This window comes from Flavobacterium cellulosilyticum, from assembly GCF_004349355.1.
GTDB lineage: Bacteria > Bacteroidota > Bacteroidia > Flavobacteriales > Flavobacteriaceae > Flavobacterium > Flavobacterium cellulosilyticum.
Genome location: NZ_SMFK01000002.1, coordinates 159,219 through 182,389, shown reverse-complemented (window position 1 = coordinate 182,389; position 23,171 = coordinate 159,219). Strand labels below are relative to the sequence as shown.

The 23,171-nt window shown below is 31.7% G+C and carries 17 protein-coding genes and 1 tRNA gene; all 18 read left to right on the top strand.

The window, feature by feature from the left end:
• Positions 1–300: 300 nt before the first annotated feature.
• The 18 genes from E0F76_RS04770 to E0F76_RS04690 all read left to right on the top strand — a co-directional run bounded on the left by E0F76_RS04770 (position 301) and on the right by E0F76_RS04690 (position 23,060).
• Positions 301–375, top strand: a tRNA-Pro gene (locus E0F76_RS04770).
• Positions 376–676: 301 nt separating this feature from the next.
• Positions 677–1,144, top strand: coding sequence for a hypothetical protein (locus tag E0F76_RS04765; RefSeq protein WP_132002111.1), 468 nt, complete (start codon positions 677–679; stop codon positions 1,142–1,144).
• A 327-nt stretch (positions 1,145–1,471) separates the two neighbouring features.
• Positions 1,472–2,032, top strand: a complete 561-nt coding sequence (locus E0F76_RS04760; protein ID WP_132003135.1) for a helix-turn-helix domain-containing protein — start codon at positions 1,472–1,474, stop codon at positions 2,030–2,032.
• Between the two features lie 17 nt (positions 2,033–2,049).
• On the top strand, positions 2,050–5,691 hold the full coding sequence (locus tag E0F76_RS04755; RefSeq protein ID WP_132002108.1) for a PAS domain S-box protein: 3,642 nt from the start codon (positions 2,050–2,052) through the stop codon (positions 5,689–5,691).
• Complete coding sequence (locus E0F76_RS04750) at positions 5,688–6,122, top strand: response regulator (RefSeq protein WP_132002105.1); 435 nt, start codon at positions 5,688–5,690, stop codon at positions 6,120–6,122. The genes E0F76_RS04755 and E0F76_RS04750 overlap by 4 nt, the downstream gene beginning before the upstream one ends.
• Positions 6,123–6,264: 142 nt before the next feature.
• A complete protein-coding gene (locus E0F76_RS19245; protein WP_165932638.1) occupies positions 6,265–7,089 on the top strand; it encodes a CheR family methyltransferase in 825 nt (274 codons plus the stop codon).
• A 6-nt stretch (positions 7,090–7,095) separates the two neighbouring features.
• On the top strand, positions 7,096–7,677 hold the full coding sequence (locus tag E0F76_RS19240; RefSeq protein ID WP_165932637.1) for a chemotaxis protein CheB: 582 nt from the start codon (positions 7,096–7,098) through the stop codon (positions 7,675–7,677).
• Positions 7,678–7,694: 17 nt separating this feature from the next.
• Positions 7,695–11,471: a response regulator gene (locus E0F76_RS04740; RefSeq protein WP_132002102.1), complete on the top strand. Its 3,777-nt coding sequence runs from the start codon at positions 7,695–7,697 to the stop codon at positions 11,469–11,471.
• Positions 11,472–11,478: 7 nt separating this feature from the next.
• Complete coding sequence (locus E0F76_RS04735; protein WP_246021982.1) at positions 11,479–13,881, top strand: response regulator; 2,403 nt, start codon at positions 11,479–11,481, stop codon at positions 13,879–13,881.
• Between the two features lie 559 nt (positions 13,882–14,440).
• Positions 14,441–15,274, top strand: a complete 834-nt coding sequence (locus tag E0F76_RS04730) for an ice-binding protein (RefSeq protein WP_132002099.1) — start codon at positions 14,441–14,443, stop codon at positions 15,272–15,274.
• A gap of 202 nt (positions 15,275–15,476) precedes the next feature.
• A complete protein-coding gene (locus E0F76_RS04725; RefSeq protein WP_132002096.1) occupies positions 15,477–15,671 on the top strand; it encodes a hypothetical protein in 195 nt (64 codons plus the stop codon).
• Between the two features lie 819 nt (positions 15,672–16,490).
• Entirely contained in the window at positions 16,491–18,830 is a 2,340-nt protein-coding gene (locus E0F76_RS04720; protein ID WP_220398898.1) for a glycosyltransferase, read from the top strand.
• 291 nt (positions 18,831–19,121) lie between these two features.
• Positions 19,122–19,457, top strand: coding sequence for a hypothetical protein (locus E0F76_RS04715; RefSeq protein ID WP_132002093.1), 336 nt, complete (start codon positions 19,122–19,124; stop codon positions 19,455–19,457).
• Between the two features lie 404 nt (positions 19,458–19,861).
• The gene (locus E0F76_RS04710) at positions 19,862–20,245 is read left to right on the top strand and encodes a hypothetical protein (protein ID WP_132002090.1); all 384 of its coding nucleotides are present in this window, start codon (positions 19,862–19,864) and stop codon (positions 20,243–20,245) included.
• A 55-nt stretch (positions 20,246–20,300) separates the two neighbouring features.
• Positions 20,301–20,528 (top strand): hypothetical protein, encoded by a 228-nt coding sequence (locus tag E0F76_RS04705; protein ID WP_132002087.1) that lies wholly within the window; start codon positions 20,301–20,303, stop codon positions 20,526–20,528.
• Positions 20,529–20,695: 167 nt separating this feature from the next.
• Entirely contained in the window at positions 20,696–21,454 is a 759-nt protein-coding gene (locus E0F76_RS04700) for an MlaE family ABC transporter permease (protein ID WP_132002084.1), read from the top strand.
• A gap of 4 nt (positions 21,455–21,458) precedes the next feature.
• Positions 21,459–22,193: an ABC transporter ATP-binding protein gene (locus E0F76_RS04695; RefSeq protein ID WP_132002081.1), complete on the top strand. Its 735-nt coding sequence runs from the start codon at positions 21,459–21,461 to the stop codon at positions 22,191–22,193.
• An 18-nt stretch (positions 22,194–22,211) separates the two neighbouring features.
• Positions 22,212–23,060 (top strand): MlaD family protein, encoded by an 849-nt coding sequence (locus tag E0F76_RS04690; RefSeq protein WP_132002078.1) that lies wholly within the window; start codon positions 22,212–22,214, stop codon positions 23,058–23,060.
• The last annotated feature ends 111 nt before the right edge of the window (positions 23,061–23,171 follow it).

Here is a 23,171-nt window from a genome sequence, read left to right as displayed (position 1 = left end):
TTAGTTCTAGTGGTTTTGTGGTTTTGCAAAACCTCTCGATAGACTTCAAAATCCTATTGACTTATTACGAAAATTGTAATTGTCGACTATTTTTTAGTTTTTCAATACTCTTTTATAAAAAAAACAAATTACTCCTATCGCATAATAATCATTAACTTACTACTGAACAGTTATTTATACCCTACATTTTTTGTTTCTGGGTGATTTTATAGATGCTTTTTTGAAACGAGTTTTTTTTAATTCTAATTTTAAAAATAGTGTTGGATAAGAAAAAATATTTTATATATTTGCACCCGCATTCGGGGTGTAGCGTAGCTCGGTTATCGCGCCTGCTTTGGGAGCAGGAGGCCGCAGGTTCGAATCCTGCCACCCCGACTAAAAGCCGAACAAATGTGTTCGGCTTTTTTTTGTTTATTATTTAAATAATTACTATTTATATTTAATTCTCCACAGCTGCAGCTCCTGATCCAAACCTTTTTATAATACTGTTACAAATACCACAATAAAGGCCTTTCCTTTAAGTTTTAACTAGTAGCTATTTTATTTTTTAAAGGATCAAATATGTTCCACTGCGATTCCTACTGGATTAGAATTTTGAAAAAATTGAACCAATTCCTTATTTTTTAGTATATTATACAAATTTTAAACGTTACAAAAAAAAAAAAAAAAAATCACAATGAAAAAAATAATTCTTGTCTTAACTATACTTTTATTGATTGGATGTAAAACAAAAAAAGTTATTAATGAACCAGTCGAAATTAAATACATTAAACTCAATAATGATGAAGTGAGTGAAAGTCAAAAGAAAAAAGCGTATGATTTAGGCAAAAGAACTTTAATGATTTGCAACACTTCAAAATTCATTCCCTTCAATGAAAGTGAAGCCACCCAATCTGTAATTCAAAATACAACTTTGGAAAAACATTCTAAAATATGTGTGATTTATCGAGGAAGATACGGCAATTTTAAAGATCTCAAATTAGTTGAAATAATCAAAGATAATACCCAAAACGAGCTTATATTTAGATACAAAGCCATTTTTGATCATTCAAATGCCAATAAAGAACTCAGGGTCACATTAAATGAGGAAAATAAAGTTTCATCCTTAAGAACAATGAATTGGACAGATGTTTTCAAACAATAAAAAACCATTGATTTTACTATACTCATATTTAGGTAGTTAATTAATGACTAACTAATTAGCAGTACTAAAATATTGGAGTGAAATTATATCAACTTAGTGCTACTTTATTCGTAACTTTATAAAAATATTGATTTTATAACCCAAAATCGACCCCCTTTTTTTCCAAATTCTGCTATAAAACTACCTCAATTTCATAAACACATTTCAATTAAAATGTGTGAATTATACAACTTTTTATAAAAGTTGTATAATAGCTTTTATAAATAATTGTGAGACTTTTACATAATCTGTTAAAAATCAAAAAAATTGAAATTATATATAAAATACATGGTCAGCAATCGCTGTAAGATGGCAGTGAAAGAAGAGTTAAGAAATCTAGGTCTCCATTTCATCGTTGTAGATTTAGGCGAAGTAGAGATTATGGAAAACATCTCTTTGGCTCAACGAGAAGTATTGAAAACCAACTTGCTTAATTCAGGGCTTGAATTAATGGATGACAAAAAAGCGATGTTGATTGAAAAAATTAAAAATGTAATAATTGAAATGGTGCATCATTCTAATGAAATCATTAAAGTGAATTTTTCTGATTATTTAAGCGAAAAGATGAATCACGATTATACGTATTTGTCAAATTTATTTTCAGAAGTACAAGGAACGACAATCGAACATTTTATCATTTCTCATAAAACAGAACGCGTCAAAGAATTAATTATTTATGGTGAACACAATATTACCGAAATAGCATGGAAAATGGGTTATAGTAGTGTGGCCCATTTATCAAGCCAGTTTAAAAAAGTTACAGGTCTCTCCCCTTCCCATTTTAAAAAGTTGAAAGACAAAAGACGAAGCCCAATTGAAGAAATTGGAAATAGCAACGATATAAATTAATACATCAATAAAGGGTTATGAAATTAGCTTCCGAAAATAGAACACATCTATCCTATTTCATTATGGCTACTTTATTGTTATCAGTATTGATGATTTTTTATTATAATAATATAAAAGCAAAATCAACAAGTGAATTGATTGAGCACACACAGGATGTAATTCACAAAAACGACAATTTACTTTTGGGTATTCTTGACCTTGAAAATATGACCAGAGGTTATATGATAACAGGAAACAACTTTTTTTTAGAATCATTCAATTCCTCTATAGTTAAAATGAATCAGAACTTGATTGCATTATCGGTTCTCACTAAAGACGAAGCAAATCAACAAGTACGAATAGACTCCTTGAAAGGAAAATGCGCAGATAAATTAGTCTTGGTTAATCAGATTATTGAAGACCGAAAGCACAATCGACTGACTGAAATTGAAAAGGTAGAAATCCTTAAAAAAGGAAAAAATATTACCGAAAAAATAAAAAAATTGGTAACTGATATCAATTCAGCTGAGTTTAAACTGCTCAAGCAACGAAAAACAGAAAAAGAAAATAACAACACCTATTCTGAATTTCTATTTTTTATAATACTCATTTTCATTGTTGTGATTTTTACTATTATTTTTATAAATATCAAAAATTTAAAAACTAGAAATAATCAATTAGAAGCATTTACAGCAGACCAAAAATTAGCCTCACAATATTCCTTAAGTCTCATAGAAGCGAGTCTTGATCCATTAGTTACCATTAGCACTTTGGGTAAAATTATGGATACGAATCAAGCCACGGTAAATATTACAGGTGTAGAACGGAATGAACTTATAGGTTCTGATTTTTTTGAATATTTCACAGAACCACAAAAGGCTCGTGAAGTATATCAAGAAGTTTTTGCTAAAGGTTCCGTCGCCGATTCGCCGCTTACCCTACTCCATAAAGAGGGCAAACTCACTGATGTTTTATTCAATGGTTCGGTTTACAAAGATGATAAAGGTAATATTCTTGGAGTCGTAATTGTAGCAAGAGATATTGCTGAACAAAAATGGGCACAAGATTTAAGGATTGCCAATAAAGAATTGGCTTTTCAAAACGAAGAAAAAGAAAAAAGAGCAAATGAGTTAAGCGAAATCAATAAAGAATTGGCCAACCAGAATGTAGAAAGAGAAAATCGGGAAGCAGAATTAATAGTTGCCAATAATGAACTTGCCTTTCAAAATAAAGAAAGGGAAAACAGAGCAAATGAATTAGTAATTGCAAATGAAGAATTGGCTTTTCAGAATAAGATAAAAGAAAAACGAGCAGCTGAATTGGTGATTGCCAATAAAGAATTGGAATATCAAAATGATGAGAAAGAAAAACGGGCAGCTGAGTTAGTTATTGCCAACAAAGAATTGGCTTTTCAGAATAAGATAAAAGAAAAACGGGCAGCTGAATTGGTTATTGCCAACAAAGAATTGGAATATCAAAACGAAGAGAAAGAAAAACGGGCAGCGGAGCTAGTCATTGCCAACAAGGAATTGCTATTCCAAAACAAAGAAAAAATAAAAAGAGCCGATGAATTAGTGATTGCTGACTTAGAATTGGAGTTTCAAAACAAGGAGAAAGAAAAACGGGAAATAGCCAATATAGAACTTGAAAAAATCAATAATTCTTTAAAGTTAGCATCAAAATATGCTCGGAGTTTAATTGAAGCAAGTTTAGATCCCCTATTAACGATTAGTGCGGAAGGAAAAATAACAGATGTTAATAACGCCTCTACTGAAGTAACTGGAGTGGAGCGAGAAATACTTATTGGCACCGATTTTTCAAACTATTTTACAGAGCCTGAAAAAGCACAAGAAGGCTATAGACAAGTTTTTGAAAAAGGATATGTTGAGGATTACCCGTTAACCATAAAACACCTCAACGGGCAATTAATAGATGTATTATACAATGCTTCTGTTTATAAGGATGATAATGGTAATGTACTTGGGGTTTTTGCAGCAGCTAGAGATATTACAGATCAAAAAAGAATAGCAACAGAACTGATTGAAGCAAGAGTTTTTGCTGAATTGGCAACAGGAATAGCCGAAGAAGAAAAAAGAAATGCAGAAAATGCAACCGGAATTGCCGAAAATGCTGTAAAAGCAAAACAACAGTTTTTGTCCAATATGAGTCATGAAATTCGGACACCCATGAATGCTATTATCGGATTTACAAAAGTGGTTCTAAAAACAGATTTGACTGAAAAACAAAAAGAATATTTATCTGCTATAAAAATGAGTGGTGATGCCTTAATTGTATTAATCAATGACATTCTTGACTTGGCAAAAGTTGATTCGGGTAAAATGACTTTTGAAAAGGTACCTTTTAAATTATCTGCTTCCGTTTCGGCTATGCTTCATGTGTTTGAAACCAAAATACAGGAAAAAAATTTAGAATTAGTAACCGTATATGATGATTCTATTCCAAAAGTAGTATTGGGCGATCCAGTTCGTTTGCACCAAATAATTTTGAATTTAGTAAGTAACGCTATTAAATTCACTTCGAAAGGAATAATAACAGTTAGTATTAAATTGATAAATGAAGATGAAGAATCTGCTACCATTGAATTTGCTGTTACTGATACTGGAATTGGAATTGAAGAAAGTAAAATAGAATCTATTTTTGACGATTTTCAACAAGCTACTAGCGACACCTCAAGGTTATATGGAGGAACGGGATTAGGACTCGCTATTGTAAAACAACTGGTAGAACCACAAGGTGGGACGATTAGCGTAAAAAGTAAAATTAATGAGGGCACCACTTTTAGTTTCATTTTGAGTTTCAAGAAAACAACGATTGAAGCTGGTGTGGAAACTGAAATAGTTGAAATTGATTCCGAAATCAAGAACATAAAAGTACTAGTTGTAGAAGACATGCCGTTGAATCAATTATTAATGAAGACGCTTTTGGATGATTTTGGTTTTGAACGCGACATCGCCGAAAACGGAAAAATCGCCATCGAAAAACTAGAAAAAGAAACTTACAATATCATTTTAATGGATTTGCAAATGCCTGTAATGAATGGTTTTGAAGCTACAAAACACATTCGAAATACTATGAAATTAAAAATTCCGATTATCGCTTTAACTGCTGATGTCACAACGGTTGATTTGGCAAAATGCAAAGAAGTTGGTATGAATGATTACATTGCAAAACCGGTAGATGAACGCATATTGTACAGCAAAATTGTTGACTTAGTAAAAAAACAGAAAAATAGTAAAGGGAATGAAACTGAAATTATCCGTAAAAAGGAGATTGAATGTAAAAGTGAAACCGAAAAAACGAAATGCATTAATTTGGATTATTTAAATGCCCGAACAAAATCAAACCCCAAATTAATGGTGGAATTGATTTCAACCTATTTGCAACAAACTCCACCCTTATTAAGCACAATGAAACAAAGTATGGCGGAAAACAACTGGTCTCTGTTAAGTAGCACGGTTCATAAAATCATCCCTTCTTTTGCTATAATGGGTATAAGTCCACAATATGAAAATATGGCACGAAAAATACAGGATTGTTCCAATGCAGTCCAATTTACAAAAGAAACAGAAGGAATGGTAATCCAAATAGATGAAATTTGCCTGCAAGCTTGCGAAGAACTAGAAAAAGAATTTAACTTAATTAAAAACACTATATCGTGAAAAACGAAAATAAAATAAAAATATTCTTAGTAGATGATGATGCTCTATTTTTAAAATCATTAGAAATTGAATTTCTAGAACATGCCGATTTCACTATCGAAACCTATGCAACAGGTGAACTTTGTGTAGCCCATTTATCGCATAATCCAGATGTAATTATATTGGATTATCAACTGGATGGTATTGACCAAGATGCGATGAACGGAATAGCAACTTTGGACAAAATAAAAGATTTTAATCCCGATCTTTCTGTGGTCATGCTTTCCTCACAAGATAAAATTGAAGTCGCCATAAATTGTATGCACCATAAGGCTTTTGACTATGTAGTAAAAAGTGAAACTGCCTTTATCCGTCTTCAAAAAATAATTACTGCCATTTTTGAATTTAAAAAAATGGAAAAACAATTAAATTGGTATATGGATAGAATGTAGTCCTAATTTTCGCTCAACAAAAAAATTAGTAACAGCACAATGAATTATTATTAATTGGCAAAGATGAAATATGTCATAAAAAAAGAAGTAAGTTGCAAGTCAATACCACAAACACAATAATAAAAGAAATTTATTCTATAAAATGATCCATAAAGACACATCAGATATAGAAATATCATTACTATTAGAAGCTATTTTTCAGAAATACGGTTATGATTTTAGACAGTATTCTCAAGCCCACATCAGACGCAGGCTTATGAATAGGATGAAAATGACGGGATTTGAATATATTTCTCAAATGCAATCTGAAGTTCTTAATGATGAACTATTTGCCTCTAAACTATTGCAGGATTTATCAATAACAGTTACTGAAATGTTTCGCGACCCTGCCTTTTATAAATCATTGCGGGAAAAAGTGATCCCTATCTTAAAAACGTATCCTTTTATAAAAATATGGCATGCCGGCTGCGCAACAGGTGAAGAAGCCTATTCGATGGCTATCCTTTTGCAGGAAGAAGGCTTATATGACCGAACTACAATCTATGCCACTGATTTTAACCAATTAGCCTTGAATCAGGCGAAAGAAGGTATCTTCTCTAACAAAATGATTAAAGAATATTCTGTCAACTATCAGTTATCCGGAGGAAAAGATTCTTTTTCAAGTTATTATACATCGAATTATGATAACGTAATAATGAATCAGTCATTAAAGAAAAACATCGTTTGGGCAAATCATAATTTGGTAACAGACAGTGTATTTGCAGAAGTCAACTTAATATTATGCCGAAACGTACTTATTTATTTTGATAAAGATTTACAAAATAAAGTACAAGAACTTTTTAATAACAGTCTTATTAACGGAGGTGTTTTATGTTTGGGATCAAAAGAAAGTTTGTGTTATACCGATTTTCAGGAAGAATATATCGAATTGGATAAATATCAACGCATCTATAAAAAAAGATATTAATTAAAAATGAAGCACGAAGCAATCGTAATAGGAGTATCTTCAGGAGGAATGAGCGCGATGAAAGTCCTATTTTCTCTTTTGCCTAAAGATTTCAATATTCCAATAATTATAGTGCAGCATTTAAATGCCCGTTCAGATGGTCAATGGATACAACTATTAAATAATGAAAGTAATCTCCATGTAAAAGAAGCGGATGAAAAAGAAGCAATTGTCGCTGGAAACATTTACATTGCTCCTCCAAATTATCATTTAATGATCGAAAAAGACAAAACCTTTTCCCTAACAATTGATGAACGCTTCAATTATGCAAGACCATCCATCGATGTATTGTTTGAATCGGCAGCTGAAGCCTATAAAAATACGCTGATAGGAATCGTACTTACAGGGGCAAATCATGACGGGGCAAATGGTATAAAAAGAATAAAAGAATACGGAGGCCTTGCCATTGTTCAGGATCCAAAAACAGCAGAATGTGCTTATATGCCTGCATCAGCCATTGCGGCAATAACACCCGATTATATTTTACCATTAAAAAACATTGTTGCGTTATTACTAAAAATCGATAACCCAAAAAGTGAATCAGAATAAAACTTATAAAAATCAAAATGAAGATATCCCTTGGCAGAAAAATAGTATTAGGATTTATTGTTAGCATCTTAGTGATTTTTGGCGTTGCCATTTTCTCTTTTAAAAATAGTGAAAAATTTGTTGCTTCAAATGCATTGATTAATCATACCAATCAGGTATTGCATGAATTTGAGAAAATATTGATCTATACCCTTAGTGCTGAGACTGGAGTACGTGGTTATGTTATTACAGGAGATAATTATTATCTGAATTATTTTTCGACTTCAGATACATTTGTAAAACAACATTTGAATAAGGTTAAAGAGTTAACAAAAGACAATCTGAATCAGCAAAATAACATTGAAGAATTGCAAAATGAAATCAAAATTCGTTTTGATAATTTAAACACTGCCATAGCACTCCGTAAAAATAATTTTGAAAAAGCCAAAGAATTTATAGCAACACGAAAAGGAAAAATAATTCAAGAAAAAATAGGACTAATAATTGATAGGGCTGAGGAAATAGAATATCAATTACTCTCGGAAAGAAAAATAGCCAGTGAGGATGATGCTGCTACATTTAATTCCGTATTTGCCGTTTTACTATTGATTATTATTCTCATTCTTGTAGTTGTCTACTATGTAGTCACTGAAAATTTGAAAGCCCTAGAAATAGCTGAATCAGAAACTGCTAGCAAAAACTGGTTACTTACTGGTAACTTCGAACTAAATGAAAAATTAATTGGAGACCAAAGTATAACACAGTTGGCAAACGGCACCATTAGCTTTTTATGCAATTATCTCAAAGCCAATATAGGGGCTGTTTATCTTTTTAATGATAAAGACAATACCTTACAGCTGGGTGGGCAATTTGCTTTTTCGTCTCCAAATGACATCAAAGAAAAATTTACTTTACATGAGGGTTTAATTGGTCAGGTTGCTTGGGAACAAAAACAAATTTTTTTGACAGATATCTCCGAAGAACAAATACGAATCACATCATCTTTTGTAGATGCAAAACCAAAAAACCTACTTATAACTCCATTTTTGCTTGATGGTAAAACGGTAGGCGTAATAGAAATAGGCAAACTGACGCATTTCACCGAAACAGAAAAAGAATTTATCGCAGTTTCTATGAACAGTATTGCTATAAGCGTTTACACGGTTCAGCAAGCGGAAGAGAAAGAAAAAAGAGCCGCAGAGTTAGGTATTGCCAACACAGAATTAGCATACCAAAATGAGGAGAAAGAAAAAAGAGCTGCAGAGTTAGGTGTTGCCAACAAAGAATTGGCGTATCAAAATGAGGAAAAAGAAAAAAGAGCCGCAGAGTTAGGAATTGCCAACAAAGAATTGGCGTATCAAAATGAAGAGAAAGAAAAACGAGCCGCAGAATTAGGAATTGCCAACAAAGAACTGGCTTTTCAAAATGACGAGAAAGAAAAACGAGCCGCAGAATTAGGAATTGCAAATAAAGAACTCGCCTACCAAAATGAAGAGAAAGAAAAACGAGCCGCAGAACTAGGAATTGCGAATAAAGAACTCGCTTATCAAAACGATGAGAAAGAAAAACGAGCTGTAGAGTTAGTAATTGTCAACAAAGAACTTTCAAATCAAGCCGAAGAACTTCAAATTCAGCAAGAAGAACTCCGACAACTAAATGAGGAATTGGAACAACAGGCGCAAAATCTGAAACAGCAGCAAGAAGAATTGCAAATGACCAATGAAGAATTGGAAGAGCAAACCCAATCATTGGAAGTGAAAAATAGAGAAGTTGAAGCTTCAAAAAATAATATTGAACAAAAAACAAAACAACTTGAAATAAGTAGCAAATACAAATCGGAATTTCTCGCCAACATGTCGCATGAGTTGAGAACACCACTCAACAGTTTGCTGATACTCTCTAAAGATTTATCCGAAAACAGAAAGAAAAATCTGGATGATGTTCAGGTCGAAAGTGCCGAAATAATATATAAAAGTGGTCATGACCTTTTGGTATTAATCAATGAAGTGCTGGATCTTTCCAAAATTGAAGCTGGAAAAATGGCTGTCAATGTTGAAAATGTACCTTTGAAAAAATTCACAGACAATCTTATTCGCAATTTTAAACATCATGCAGAACAAAAAGGGTTAAATATAATTTGCAAACTAGGCAAAACATTACCCGAATTCATTCGTACAGATGAACAACGTTTGAGTCAGATATTGAAAAATCTTATATCCAATGCCATAAAATTTACCGAAAAAGGAAGTGTAAGTATTCTTGTAGACCGGAATACAGAAAACACCTTGATTTTTTCTGTTATCGATTCTGGAATCGGAATATCGGAAGACAAACAAACGGCTATATTTGAAGCTTTTCAACAAGCTGAAGGGGGAACTTCCAGAAAATATGGAGGAACTGGTTTAGGCCTTTCCATTTCTAGGGAACTGGCAAAATTATTAGAAGGTGAAATTACAGTACGCAGTAATTTAGACGAAGGAGCTACTTTTTCTCTAGTTATACCTTTAGAAATAAATCCTGAACAAGAATCAATAAGTACAAAAATTGTAAAACCTTTTGTATATAAATCGCACCCAGTAAATGACATTAATTTTCTAGATTATCCTGGAATAAAAGATGACAGGGAGACCCTAGTTGCAAAAGATAAAGTAGTACTTATTATCGAAGACGATTTGAAATTTGCTGCTATTCTTTTGAAACAAGCCAATCAAAAAGGGTTCAAATGTTTGACAGCTGCAACTGGAGAAGATGGTTTAGTGTTAGCTTCAAAATACAAACCACAAGCGATAATTCTCGATTTAGGTTTGCCTGGCATCAGTGGACATTCAGTCCTGCAAGATTTAAAAGCAAATCCAGCAATAAGACATATTCCGGTACATGTTATTTCAGCAAATGACCGATCGCTCGAACCAATTAGAGAAGGAGCTGTAGAATACTTGATGAAACCAATCTCTAAAAATGAACTTGAAGAAGCTTTTAACAGAATTGAAAATTTTGTAAATAGGAAAATAAAAAATCTTTTGATTATTGAAGACAGTGAAAACTCCAGAAAAGCAATGCGAATACTCATTGGTAATGGTGATGTACATTGTTTTGAAGCAGCAACTGGAAAAGAAGCGATGGAAATATACGAACAAAATCACATTGACTGTATTATACTTGATATCGGTTTGCCTGATATAAGTGGTTTTGACCTTATTCAAAAACTCGAAATGATAAAAGGGCGTCACATCCCTCCTATTATAGTTTATACTGGGAAGGAACTTTCAAAAGAAGAAAATGAAATGCTTCATAAATATGCAGAAAGCATTATCATAAAAGGCATAAAATCTGAAGAACGATTGCTCGATGAGACCGCTCTTTTCCTTCACAGGACTATTAGCAATTTGCCGAAATCAAAACAAATGATTATTAATAGTTTGCACGATAAAGAAGCTATTTTCAATTCTAAAAAAATACTATTAGTAGATGACGACATGCGAAATGTATTTGCTTTATCTAAAATATTACAAGAACGTGGAATCGAAGTAATAAAAGCTGAAAACGGCATAAAAGCTTTGAAAATGCTGGAGGTTCATACTAATATTGATATGGTTTTAATGGATATTATGATGCCTGAAATGGATGGTTACGAAGCAATGAAACACATCCGTTCCCAAATAAAATACAAGAAATTACCGATAATAGCACTAACCGCAAAAGCGATGAAGGACGATAAACAAAAATGCATTGATGCTGGCGCAAATGATTACATCACCAAGCCAATAGATGTGGAACGTTTACTGTCATTAATGCGCGTATGGCTAAGCAAATAATTAAAAAATGAAAGTAAAAAACCTTATTAAAATATTATTGGTTGATGATCTTCCAGAAAATTTGTTTGCTTTAGAAGTAATTCTTTCCAACAAGGAATATTTGTGCGTGAAAGCGAATTCAGGTAATGAAGCATTAAAGATTTTGCTCCACGAGCACGATTTTGCGATCATTTTAATGGATGTGCAAATGCCCGAAATGGATGGATTTGAAACTGTAGAATTAATTAGACAAATCGAAAATCTTCAACATGTTCCAATTATATTTTTGACGGCAAGCATGGATAATTCCGTTCAAATTTTCAAAGGATATCAAACCGGAGCTGTAGATTATATGATTAAACCACTTTCGCCAGAAATATTAAAAGCAAAAGTGGCCGTATTTGTAGATTTGCATAAAAAAAACCAAGAATTATTAGTTCAAAAGGAAAAATTGAAAGCGCTTTATAGCGACGTTAAAACTCAAAAATCACTTTCCGATTATTCGCTAAGTCTTATCGAAGCGAGTCACGATCCATTGTTTGCGATTAGCCCTGAAGGGAAAATAACTGATATAAATAATGCCTCCATAAAAGTGACTGGTCTTTCACGACAAAATTTAATAGGTACTAATTTCTTCGATTATTTTACGGAACCCGAAAAGGCAAGTAAAGTATATCAGGATGTTTTTGCCAATGGATTTGTAGCCAATTCTCCTCTTACTATTCGCCATAATGAAGGCAAACAGACCCAAGTTTTATTCAATGGATCTGTTTATAAAGACGACCGTGAAAATGTACTTGGAGTTGTAATTGTTGCCAGAGATGTGACCGCTCAAAAAAGATTTGAAAATGAATTGATCGAAGCAAAAACAAAAGCAGAAAAGGCAAGCAAAATCGCTGAAAATGCTGTGAAAGCAAAGCAGCAATTTTTATCAAATATGAGCCATGAAATTCGTACTCCAATGAATGCGATCATAGGATTCACAAAAGTGGCGTTAAAAACAGAACTGACTAGAAATCAAAAGGAATACTTAAATGCCATAAAAGTATCGGGTGATGCATTAATCGTGCTCATCAACGACATTCTCGATTTAGCAAAAGTAGATGCTGGAAAAATGGTTTTTGAACAAATTCCTTTTAAATTATCGGCCTCTATTTCTGCGATGCTTCATGTATTTGAAACTAAAATAAAAGAAAAAAACATTGAATTAGTAACAGAATATGACGACAGTATTCCAAAAGTAGTACTAGGTGACCCAGTTCGATTGCATCAAATAATATTAAACTTGGTAAGTAATGCTATTAAATTTACTTCAAAAGGAAAAATTACGGTGTCCATTCGTTTGTTGCATCATAATGAAGAAAATGCCACTGTAGAATTTGCCATTACCGATACAGGAATAGGTATTGAAGAAAACAAAATTGACACTATTTTTGATGACTTTCAACAGGCAACTAGCGGAACCTCTCGATTATATGGCGGAACCGGATTAGGATTGGCCATCGTTAAACAATTAGTAGAACCGCAAGGAGGCACCATTACCGTAACCAGTAAAATTAATGAAGGTTCCACATTTAGTTTTGTATTGAGTTTTCCCAAAACAAATGCCGTTACTGAAACAGATATCGCAATTTCGGAATTAGACAATAAAAACAAAGGCATAAAAGTACTTGTGGTAGAAGACATTCCTTTGAATCAATTATTAATGGAGACGCTTTTGGATGATTTTGGTTTTGAACGCGATATTGCCGAAAATGGGGAAATCGCCATCGAAAAACTCAAAAAAGAAACCTACGACGTCATTTTGATGGATTTGCAAATGCCCGTAATGAATGGGTTAGATGCTACAAAATACATTCGGAATACAATGCATTTAAAAACTCCAATTATTGCTTTAACTGCTGATGTTACCACAGTTGATTTGGCTAAATGCAAAGATGTCGGAATGAATGATTATATTGCAAAACCCGTTGATGAGCGAATATTATATAGCAAAATTGTAAGTTTAGCAAAAAAAACTAAGCGAATAAAATCAAGTAATACTGATGCTATGGACAAAAATAGAAATGATAGTGAAAAATGTATCAATTTGGATTATTTAAAATCCCGAACAAAATCAAACCCCAAATTGATTACGGAAATGATTGCGCTTTATTTAGAACAAACTCAACCAATAGTAACTACTATTAAACAAAGTTTGGAAGATAAAAACTGGACTTTGTTAAGCGCTGCAGTTCATAAAATCATCCCCTCATTTACAATTATGGGAATTAATTCGAAATATGAAAATATGGCCCGAAGTATTCAGGAATGTTCAAATGAGGAACAATTCACTGAAGAGATAACAACCATGGTCATTCAGGTAGTTTCCATTTGCACGCAAGCTTGTGAAGAACTGAAAATAGAATTAAACTTACTAAAAAATACATAAGTAAATTGAAAGTTTAAAAGTCGTAAAGTCAAAAGAATCAACATTAAGTAAAACAGCATCAAATCAGCTCATTACATATTTTTACCCTGATTTTAAAATACGACATTATACCATTGTTACTACTTAACTAAGGAAAACGGAAATAAAATAAAGAGTTTTTGATAGGTGGTAAAAAGTGAAACTGCTGTTTTGCGTTTGCAAAAATTATTGACGCTACTTTTCAACAAAAAATAATGGAAAACGAATTAAGTTGATAAATGGATAGAATGTAGTCACGCCATTTTACAAGACTTTTTGATTCATTTTTTATTTACAATATCATTAATGCAATTTATTAATTAGATTGCATTATTTTTTTACCAATACTTTATTTTATAGAAAAATACAACTGATATTTTCTGTAGGTAACTAAAAAATTTTGTTATTCTAAAATTTACTCTGATTTTAGTGTTAAATATGTGAATTATGTAACATATATCCTTAATTACGTACCTCTTACGGGAATTAATAAACCATCTTTGTTATGTGATAATTAAATCACATCCCAAATTCACATAAAATGAAAATTAAAAATTTTTTATCAATTTTAGCAATGCTAATGATGGTGTTATTGACAAGTTGTAATAACAATCAAGAAAGTTACTCCTCTCCTACTGCTTCCGCGACAACACCAGAATCGTTAGTAACAGCAGCATTAACAACCAAAAGTACTGGAGATTTATCCTTAAAAAATGCCAATCTTCTAAAAGGTGTGGATCTTGGAGTTGCAGGTGATTTTGTTATTTTATCAAAAACAGGAATTACTGACGTTTATAAATCGGCTGTAGTAGGAGATATTGGAACAAGTCCAATAACTGGTGCCGCTATTTTATTAGAATGTTCTGAAGTAACAGGAGCAATTTACACCGTTGATGCTGCTGGTCCACTTCCATGCAGTATTACAGCTCCTTCAAGATTAACTACGGCTGTTGGTGATATGCAAACTGCCTATACCGATGCAGCAGGCCGATCTAATCCTGATTATTTAAATTTGGGTGCTGGTGACATTGGAGGAAAAACGCTAACTCCAGGTTTATATAAATGGACTAGCGCACTTAATATCCCAACAGATATTACGATCTCTGGTAGTCCAACTGACATTTTCATTTTCCAAATTGCTGGTACGCTTAAAATGAGTTCTGCCGCTAGGATTACACTTGCTGGTGGAGTTCAAGCCAAAAATATCTTTTGGGTAGTTTCAGATGCTGTTACTTTAGGAACTACGAGTCATTTTGAAGGAAACATTCTTGGAATGACAGGAATAAACATGCAAACAGCAGCCACAATTAACGGAAGAATGTTGGCACAAACAGCAGTAACCCTTCAAATGAATTCGGTTACACGTCCACAATAAATAACGACCTACAATTTCTTAAAGAGGCATTCGAAAGAGTGCCTCTTTTTTATTGTCTAAAAACTAACTTTTTAAAATAGGTGTGAATATTATAACTCTTAAACAAAATTATGTAATAGAATTTAAGGCAAATTAAGCCAACTTTGGGTCTTGTATTATAATAATTAATTTTCAAAACAATAATCCTTAAAAATAAACCATCATGAATTTAAAAAGAATCTTTGGAGCATTGCTCACAGCTTTAGGAATCGGAGCTCTCATCTATACTGCTGTAGTTTTTACGAATACTTCAGGTAATACAGGAGATGTAAAAGAACTAATTATCTATGGTGTTCTTGGACTGGTATTTTTTACTTCAGGAATCAGCCTAGTACGTACTACAAAAGACGAATCATAACTAAAATAACATCGTATAAAAAAAAATAACGACTACTTATTTTTTCTAAATTATTGCTGTTACACTTTCAAATGCATGGCTTAAAAAGCTGAAAAAGAATTTGAAATTCAAAGCAAGCCTTTAGTATCTACATCCGTTATATATTTCAAATTCTAGGAATAGAATTCCGGGCTCTTGAATTTCTGAAATAACTGTTGAAATTTAATTGAACAACTTTCCAATATAAGAATTGGAGATTTTTTTTTGGTTTTTGTTTGGAGGCTGTTTTTTTTTAAAAGACAGCCTCTTTTTTTATACGAATTTGTATTGAATTTTTTGAGTCCATATATGTAAATAATATAAATTATAAACAAAGTTATATAAATACTTTATTTATAAAAAACAGACCTTTACCATTCATTTTCAGCAAGTTAATTACTAAATTTAAAAAATTATTAATGCAAAAATACCTTGTTTTTTTTAATGAAAAATTAATTAAAAGTGCTATAGGTGCTGGTAGTCTACTTGTAAAACTGAATTTGAATAGTTTGTCATTTGTAACGTAATTTTCAGTAACTAAAAACAAGGTTAGTTACGCTTTTATAAATAAAATGAGTATAGAAAACTCTCAATTATCAATTGCCCGATTATCTTATTGTTTTTTAAACCCGAGGAAATTTGGTAATTAATAGGCGAATAAAATAATGTAAGCTTTCCAATTGGAGTTGTAGTTTATGATGATACACTATTAATCTATTGTTGAGCTCCTATGAAAGAATAGTATGCACTTTTATAAGTGAATCCGAATAATTAAAATACTAATGAGAAATAAAAAACAAGATGAGAAATAGCAATAGTAACTATCCCACTAAATTTGGATCAATAATAAATCAGGAGAATTATCAAAATTTTCAGAGAACAATAAGCAAGTTGCCTGAAATTTTAATTATCACCACTTTTCCTCCACGAGAATGCGGAATTGCAACCTATTCTCAGGATTTACTATTGGCTTTAAAAAACAAATTCAATAAATCATTCACCTTAAAAATAGTCGCTTTAGAATTAGAAAAGGAGAAACACATTTATAAAGAAGATATTTATGCTGTTTTAGAAACTGACAATCAAAATTCATATTCAGAATTAGCTGAAAAAATTAATAAAAACACCTCTCTTGAGATCGTTTTAATTCAACATGAATTTGGCTTATTCAAAACCAATGAAGCCGATTTTATCACCTTTTTAGAAGCAATTCATAAACCCAAAATAGTGGTTTTTCATACTGTATTACCCAATCCAGATCAGCAAATTAAAAAGCAAGTGCAGCAAATAAACAATGCTGTTGATTCCTTTATAGTAATGACAAATACTTCTGCAAAAATAGTAGAGCAGGATTATGGCATTTCACAAGATAAAATCAATGTAATTCCACACGGAACACACTTGGTTGAACATTCGAACAAGGAAGTTCTTAAAAGAAAATACCAATTATCAGGACGAAAAATTATTTCGACCTTTGGATTGTTGAGTTCTGGAAAATGTATTGAAACTTCAATTAATGCTTTGCAAATCATTGTTAAAAAACAACCGGAAGTACTGTTTCTAGTTATCGGAAAAACACATCCAATGGTGGTAAAAAACGAAGGTGAAATATACCGAAATTCACTTGAAGCCCAAATTATCGCTTTAGGGTTACAAAAAAATGTAAAATTCATCAATCAATATCTACCTTTAGACACGCTGCTAGAATATTTACAGCTTACTGATATTTATCTTTTTACATCCAAGGATCGCAACCAGGCAGTAAGTGGCACTTTCTCTTATGCCATAAGTTGCGGTTGCCCTATTATTTCTACTCCAATTCCGCATGCAATTGAAGTATTGCAAAACGAAACAGGAATCATTATCGATTTTGAAAATCCAAAACAATTAGCAGAACAAGTGATTCGATTGCTGAAAGATGAAAAATTACGTAAAAACATTGCTTCTAATGGCATTCATAAATTAGCCCCGACCGCTTGGGAAAACACCGCAATTGCACACGCTATTTTATTTGAGACTATAGCCGATAAAAAAATTAAATTAAATTTTAAAATTCCCGAAATCAACCTCAACCATTTCAAAAACTTAACGACTCCTTTTGGAATGATTCAGTTTTCGATAATCAACCAACCTGATTTAGAATCTGGTTATACATTAGATGACAATGCACGTGCCTTGGTAGCCGTTTGCCAACATTATGAATTAACAAATGATCCAGCACAACTAGGTTACATCCAACTTTATTTCAACTTTATAAAATTCTGCTTGCAATCTGATGGCTATTTCTTGAATTATGTCGATAAAAACGGAAATTTTACAAGCCAAAACAGTGAAAACCTTGATGATGCAAATGGAAGGGCTATTTGGTCTTTGGGATATCTAATTTCGTTAGGTGAAAAATTACCTGCAGAAATATATGAAGAAGCTATACTGACAATGGAATTAGCTTTGAAAAATGTTCGTGAGATGAATTCTACCCGAGCCATGGCTTTCATAATAAAGGGCATATATTACAGTAAATTGAAACATAATTCTATTTCAAATGTACTTGTAATGCAACATCTTGCTAACAAGTTAGAGCAAATGTACAAACACATAGCAAAAGACAACTGGCAATGGTTCGAAAGTTACCTTACCTATGCCAATAGTATACTTCCAGAGGCGATGTTATGTGCCTATTTGACAACAGGCGAGAATAGATATAAAGAAATTGCAAAAAATTCTTTTGAGTTTTTATTATCAAAAATATATAAAAAAAACAGTATAAAAGTAATTTCAAATAAGGGATGGTATACCAATGGTGAAGAATTAAATCAAGAAAAAGTAGGCGGAGAACAGTGCATAGATGTTGCATACACTATTCTTGCTTTGAGCAAATTTCATACTACTTTCAACGATAAAAAATATTTAAAAAAAATGAAAATAGGTTTCGACTGGTTTTTAGGAAACAATCATTTGCACCAAATTATCTACAATCCTTGTACAGGAGGGTGTTATGATGGCTTAGAGGACAAGTATATTAATTTGAATCAAGGTGCAGAATCAACCGTGAGTTATCTAATGGCAAGACTAACCATGGAAAAACATTTTAAATTTAAAGCAAAAAAAAGGCAGACAAAATCTTTATTCCAAAAACGGTAAATTAAAATTAGGTTTTAATAGCTTAACATTATAACCTTATAAGGTAGGAATTATATAAATTATCGCAAAAGTTTTATAACAGTTTAACGCTCCAAATTATTGAATTTTACAAAGTAGAAAATTAATAGCAGTTAATTACTAAATAAAAACAATCAATGTTGTTTAGTCAAGAGAAGAAGATATTCACCACAAATTAAATTGCTGGTACTAACAAATGACATTGATTATTATTTTTAAAAAATTAAATTTCTAAAAATCTATACAATTGAAATTAATTAATAATTAAGCAAAATGAACTCTAATAAACATGTTGTGTATGATAGTCGAAACTCTTTTGCTAGATTCTTGAAATATGAATTTAGAAATAGTTTTGATTTTGACTCTTATAGAAAGTTTGATTCCTTTGAAAATGAAATAGATAATTATTCCACAATTCTCTTTGTAATCTATTCAGAAGAAGATCTTGATTATTTTATGAAAATTTATAAAAAAGGTGTTAAAATATTAGCCTGCACCTTCAATTATGAGCTGTTTTGTAAAATACAATCTATTTACGAAATACCCGTATTTGATATATCAAAACTTAAATCGGAAGTAAGACTCGAACTAAATCCCCATTTGGTTTAATTAATTTTTCTAAAGTAAAGATTAAGTGATGTTAGTTTGAATTGAATTCCTTTTAAAAATTATATTGAAAAGAATCAGTGTTGTTTAGTCAAGAGAAGAAGATACTCACCAAAAATTACAATTGGTACTAACAAATGACATTGATTATTTTTTTACTGTTTTTAAAAACTACATTTAAAATAAACAATTTGAATCAATTTTTGTTTATTCTGTTTCTTAATGAGACAGCTTTTTTCGAATTTATTCGTCGTATTTCTCAAATAAAAAGGTGTGAATGTTATAACTTATCTCTAAAGTTATATAACATTTTTTCAGGCAAATTAGATCACCTTTATCCATACTAAAATAGATATTTTTATCAATTATATTTTTAAAATAAATTCAGAAATAATAAAAATAAAATTATGAACTCAGCAAAAAAATTAGGTATATGGATGGATCATTCTTTCGCTTATTTATTAGACTATTCTAAAAATCCATTAGAGACTAAAACAATTGAATCAAAATTCACCTTTGATAAAAAAATGGAAGCTTTAACTAAAAGTGAAAGTCTGATGCATAATAAAAGACAGCAGCTACAATCCAGCTATTATAAAGAATTGGGTGCCATAATTAAAGATTATAATCATGTATTGCTTTTTGGCCCAACTAATGCAAAAGTGGAATTGTTTGCAAATTTAAGAGAAGATCTCCATTTTGCTAACATAAAAATCAAAATCAAAGAAGCAGATCAAATGACAGAAAATCAAAAAGCCGCTTTTGTAAATAGTTATTTTTTGACTGCATAATTTTACTTTATAAAAGCAATTTATTGTACAAAACAAGTTTAAAAACCAGAAAAAAATGAATACAAAAACACTTGGAATAGCATTGGTTATACTAGGAATATTAATGACAGTATATACTGGATTTAATTATGTAACCAAAGAAAAAGTGGTCGATATTGGTCCAATTGAAATAAATGCAGAAAAAAATCATCCCGTACAATGGACACCTATTATAGGTGTGCTAATAATTGTGGGAGGTATCATAATAATAGGAAGAAGTACTTCAAAAAATAATAGAATTTAATATAGAAACGCTACAGTTTCGAAGGTATCAATTAGGAAAAAAAACAAATATTTTGCTATCCTTATGTTCTTCAATCACTCTTCTTTTTAATTCAAAAAAAACAAAATTAGAATTGAAGCATGACAATGGTTTAAAAACAATTAATTAACCTCCAAAAAAATACAATTTTGACATTCTATCTGAAAAATATTTTTAATGAAGCAGGTAATATAACCCTATTTACCTTGCGGTTTTTTAAAGCACTTACTGAGCCTGCATTTCAATTCAGGGAATTTGTAAGACAGTGCTTTGCTGTTGGTTACAAAACATTGCCATTAATAAGCATCACAGGATTTATAATGGGTTTGGTGTTAACCATTCAATCTCGCCCAACCTTATTAAAATTTGGAGCGGAATCCTGGTTACCAAGTATGGTTTCCTTGTCCTTAATCAGAGAAATTGCACCTGTAATTACTGCTTTAATTTGCGCTGGAAAAATCGCCTCTGGAATTGGAGCTGAATTGGGTTCCATGAAAGTGACTGAACAGATCGATGCAATGGAAGTTTCGGCTATAAATCCTTATAAATATTTAGTAGTTACACGAATTTTGGCTACCACTCTTATGGTTCCTTTATTGGTAATTTATGCTGATTTTATTGGGGTCTATGGCGGTTACATTGGATACAACATTCACGGAAGCATGAGTCTATTTCGCTATTTCTCGGAAGTGTTGGAACATCTTGAATATTTAGATTTTATGCCGGCATTTATTAAAACCTTCTTCTTTGGATTCTTCATAGGATTAATTGGATCTTACAAGGGTTTTAATGCCTCAAACGGAACGGCAAGTGTCGGAATTGCTGCAAATGAAGCAGTAGTTGCTGCCTCACTTTCTGTTTTTATTATTGATATGATGGCCGTACAATTAACTGATTTATTTTTCTAAAATTATGGAAACACAACCTATAATAAACATTAAAAATCTACACAAATCTTTTGGGGAAAATAAAATTTTAAAAGGAATTAATCTTTCAACAAACAAGGGAGAAAGTGTAGTGATACTTGGTCGTTCTGGATCAGGAAAATCAGTTACCATAAAATGTTTGGTAGGATTAGCCAAAGCGGATAAAGGAAGCATTTCAATTTTTGGAAAAGAAATTACCTCATTGAACAACAACGAGCTCAATGCTATTAGAGTGCGGATTGGTTTTATGTTTCAAAATGGTGCTTTATATGACTCTATGTCCGTAAGACAAAATTTAAGATTTACATTGAAACATCATACTCAGGATTTAGCTGAATCAGACATTGAAAGTAAAATTATGGAAGCTTTAGACAATGTTGGTTTAAAAGAATCCATTGACAAAATGCCATCGGAACTGTCTGGGGGGATGAACAAAAGAATTGCCTTGGCAAGAGCCATTATCATCAAGCCCGAAATTATTTTGTATGACGAACCAACTTCCGGTTTGGATACTATTACAGCAAGAGAAATCAGCGAATTAATTTTATCTCTTCAAGAAAAATACAAAACCACTTCTATAATTATTACTCACGATATGGCTTGTGCAAAAATGTCAGGTAACCGAATATTAATTCTCAAAGATGGCCTAATTAATGCCGAAGGGACTTATGAAGAACTGGAAAAAAGTAAAGACGAATGGGTTCGTTCTTTTTTTATTTAAACAAAAAAAAATCTAATCATGAATAAAGATACCGGATCAAATTGGAAATTAGGAATGTTCGTAATAGTTGGTTTAATACTATTCGTTTTTGTTATTTATTTTATAGGGAAACAGCAAAATTTATTTGGCTCCACCTTTAACTTAAAAACACAGTTCAAAACTGTAAGTGGACTGTCAGTAGGGAATAATGTGCGCTTTTCAGGAATTAATATTGGCACTGTAGATGCAATTGAACAAAAAACCGATTCCAGTGTAATTGTAGTTATAAAAATTGAAAAAGATGTACAAAAGTTTATTAAAGCGGATGCTATTGCCACTATTGGATCTGATGGTTTAATGGGAGATAAAGTTATGACTATTTCTCCAGGTACTTCATCCAATCAAATTGTAAAAGACAATGATTTTATAAACTCAAAAAGTGCTGTAGAAATGGAAGACCTGATGAAAAGTTTAAAAGTCACCATTGATAATGCAGGGATAATCACCTCTCAATTAGCTCAATTTACCTCTAGTATGAATAACAATAATGGTACTTTATCAAAACTGATGAACGATGAGCAACTTGCCAACAGTCTAAAAAACACGCTTGCCAATCTGGAGATAACCACAAATCAATTTTCTAAATTCACAACAAGTATGAATAGCGGTAAAGGGATGTTATCCAAATTAGTCAGTGACGAAAGATTAGGTAAAAAATTAGATTCTACTATGACTAATCTCCAATCTGGAACCAAAGGATTGAGTGAAAACATGGAAGCGGCAAAAGAAAATTTTTTATTAAGAGGTTATTTTAATAGGAAGAAAAAAGCCGAAGCTAAAAAACAGGAAGAAATACAGAAAGCTCAAGAAATTACTCCTGAAAAATAATCTATTCGGTAGGGCTTAGAAAATGACAATCTGTAAATATTGCAACTTAATACTAAAGTTCTATAACAGCCCGTTTAATAAATGTAATGACCTTTACATAGTTGCAAAAAT

Bases quoted from the DNA above. Each gene is read 5' to 3' on its own strand.
- E0F76_RS04725 (WP_132002096.1), top strand. From the start codon at position 15,477: ATGAATTTAAAAAGAATCTTTGGAGCATTGCTCACAGCTTTAGGAATC.
- E0F76_RS04740 (WP_132002102.1), top strand. From the start codon at position 7,695: ATGAAGATATCCCTTGGCAGAAAAATAGTATTAGGATTTATTGTTAGC.
- E0F76_RS19245 (WP_165932638.1), top strand. From the start codon at position 6,265: ATGATCCATAAAGACACATCAGATATAGAAATATCATTACTATTAGAA.
- E0F76_RS04765 (WP_132002111.1), top strand. From the start codon at position 677: ATGAAAAAAATAATTCTTGTCTTAACTATACTTTTATTGATTGGATGT.
- E0F76_RS19240 (WP_165932637.1), top strand. From the start codon at position 7,096: ATGAAGCACGAAGCAATCGTAATAGGAGTATCTTCAGGAGGAATGAGC.
- E0F76_RS04695 (WP_132002081.1), top strand. From the start codon at position 21,459: ATGGAAACACAACCTATAATAAACATTAAAAATCTACACAAATCTTTT.
- E0F76_RS04735 (WP_246021982.1), top strand. From the start codon at position 11,479: ATGAAAGTAAAAAACCTTATTAAAATATTATTGGTTGATGATCTTCCA.
- E0F76_RS04730 (WP_132002099.1), top strand. From the start codon at position 14,441: ATGAAAATTAAAAATTTTTTATCAATTTTAGCAATGCTAATGATGGTG.
- E0F76_RS04760 (WP_132003135.1), top strand. From the start codon at position 1,472: ATGGTCAGCAATCGCTGTAAGATGGCAGTGAAAGAAGAGTTAAGAAAT.
- E0F76_RS04710 (WP_132002090.1), top strand. From the start codon at position 19,862: ATGAACTCAGCAAAAAAATTAGGTATATGGATGGATCATTCTTTCGCT.
- E0F76_RS04755 (WP_132002108.1), top strand. From the start codon at position 2,050: ATGAAATTAGCTTCCGAAAATAGAACACATCTATCCTATTTCATTATG.
- E0F76_RS04705 (WP_132002087.1), top strand. From the start codon at position 20,301: ATGAATACAAAAACACTTGGAATAGCATTGGTTATACTAGGAATATTA.
- E0F76_RS04690 (WP_132002078.1), top strand. From the start codon at position 22,212: ATGAATAAAGATACCGGATCAAATTGGAAATTAGGAATGTTCGTAATA.
- E0F76_RS04715 (WP_132002093.1), top strand. From the start codon at position 19,122: ATGAACTCTAATAAACATGTTGTGTATGATAGTCGAAACTCTTTTGCT.
- E0F76_RS04720 (WP_220398898.1), top strand. From the start codon at position 16,491: ATGAGAAATAGCAATAGTAACTATCCCACTAAATTTGGATCAATAATA.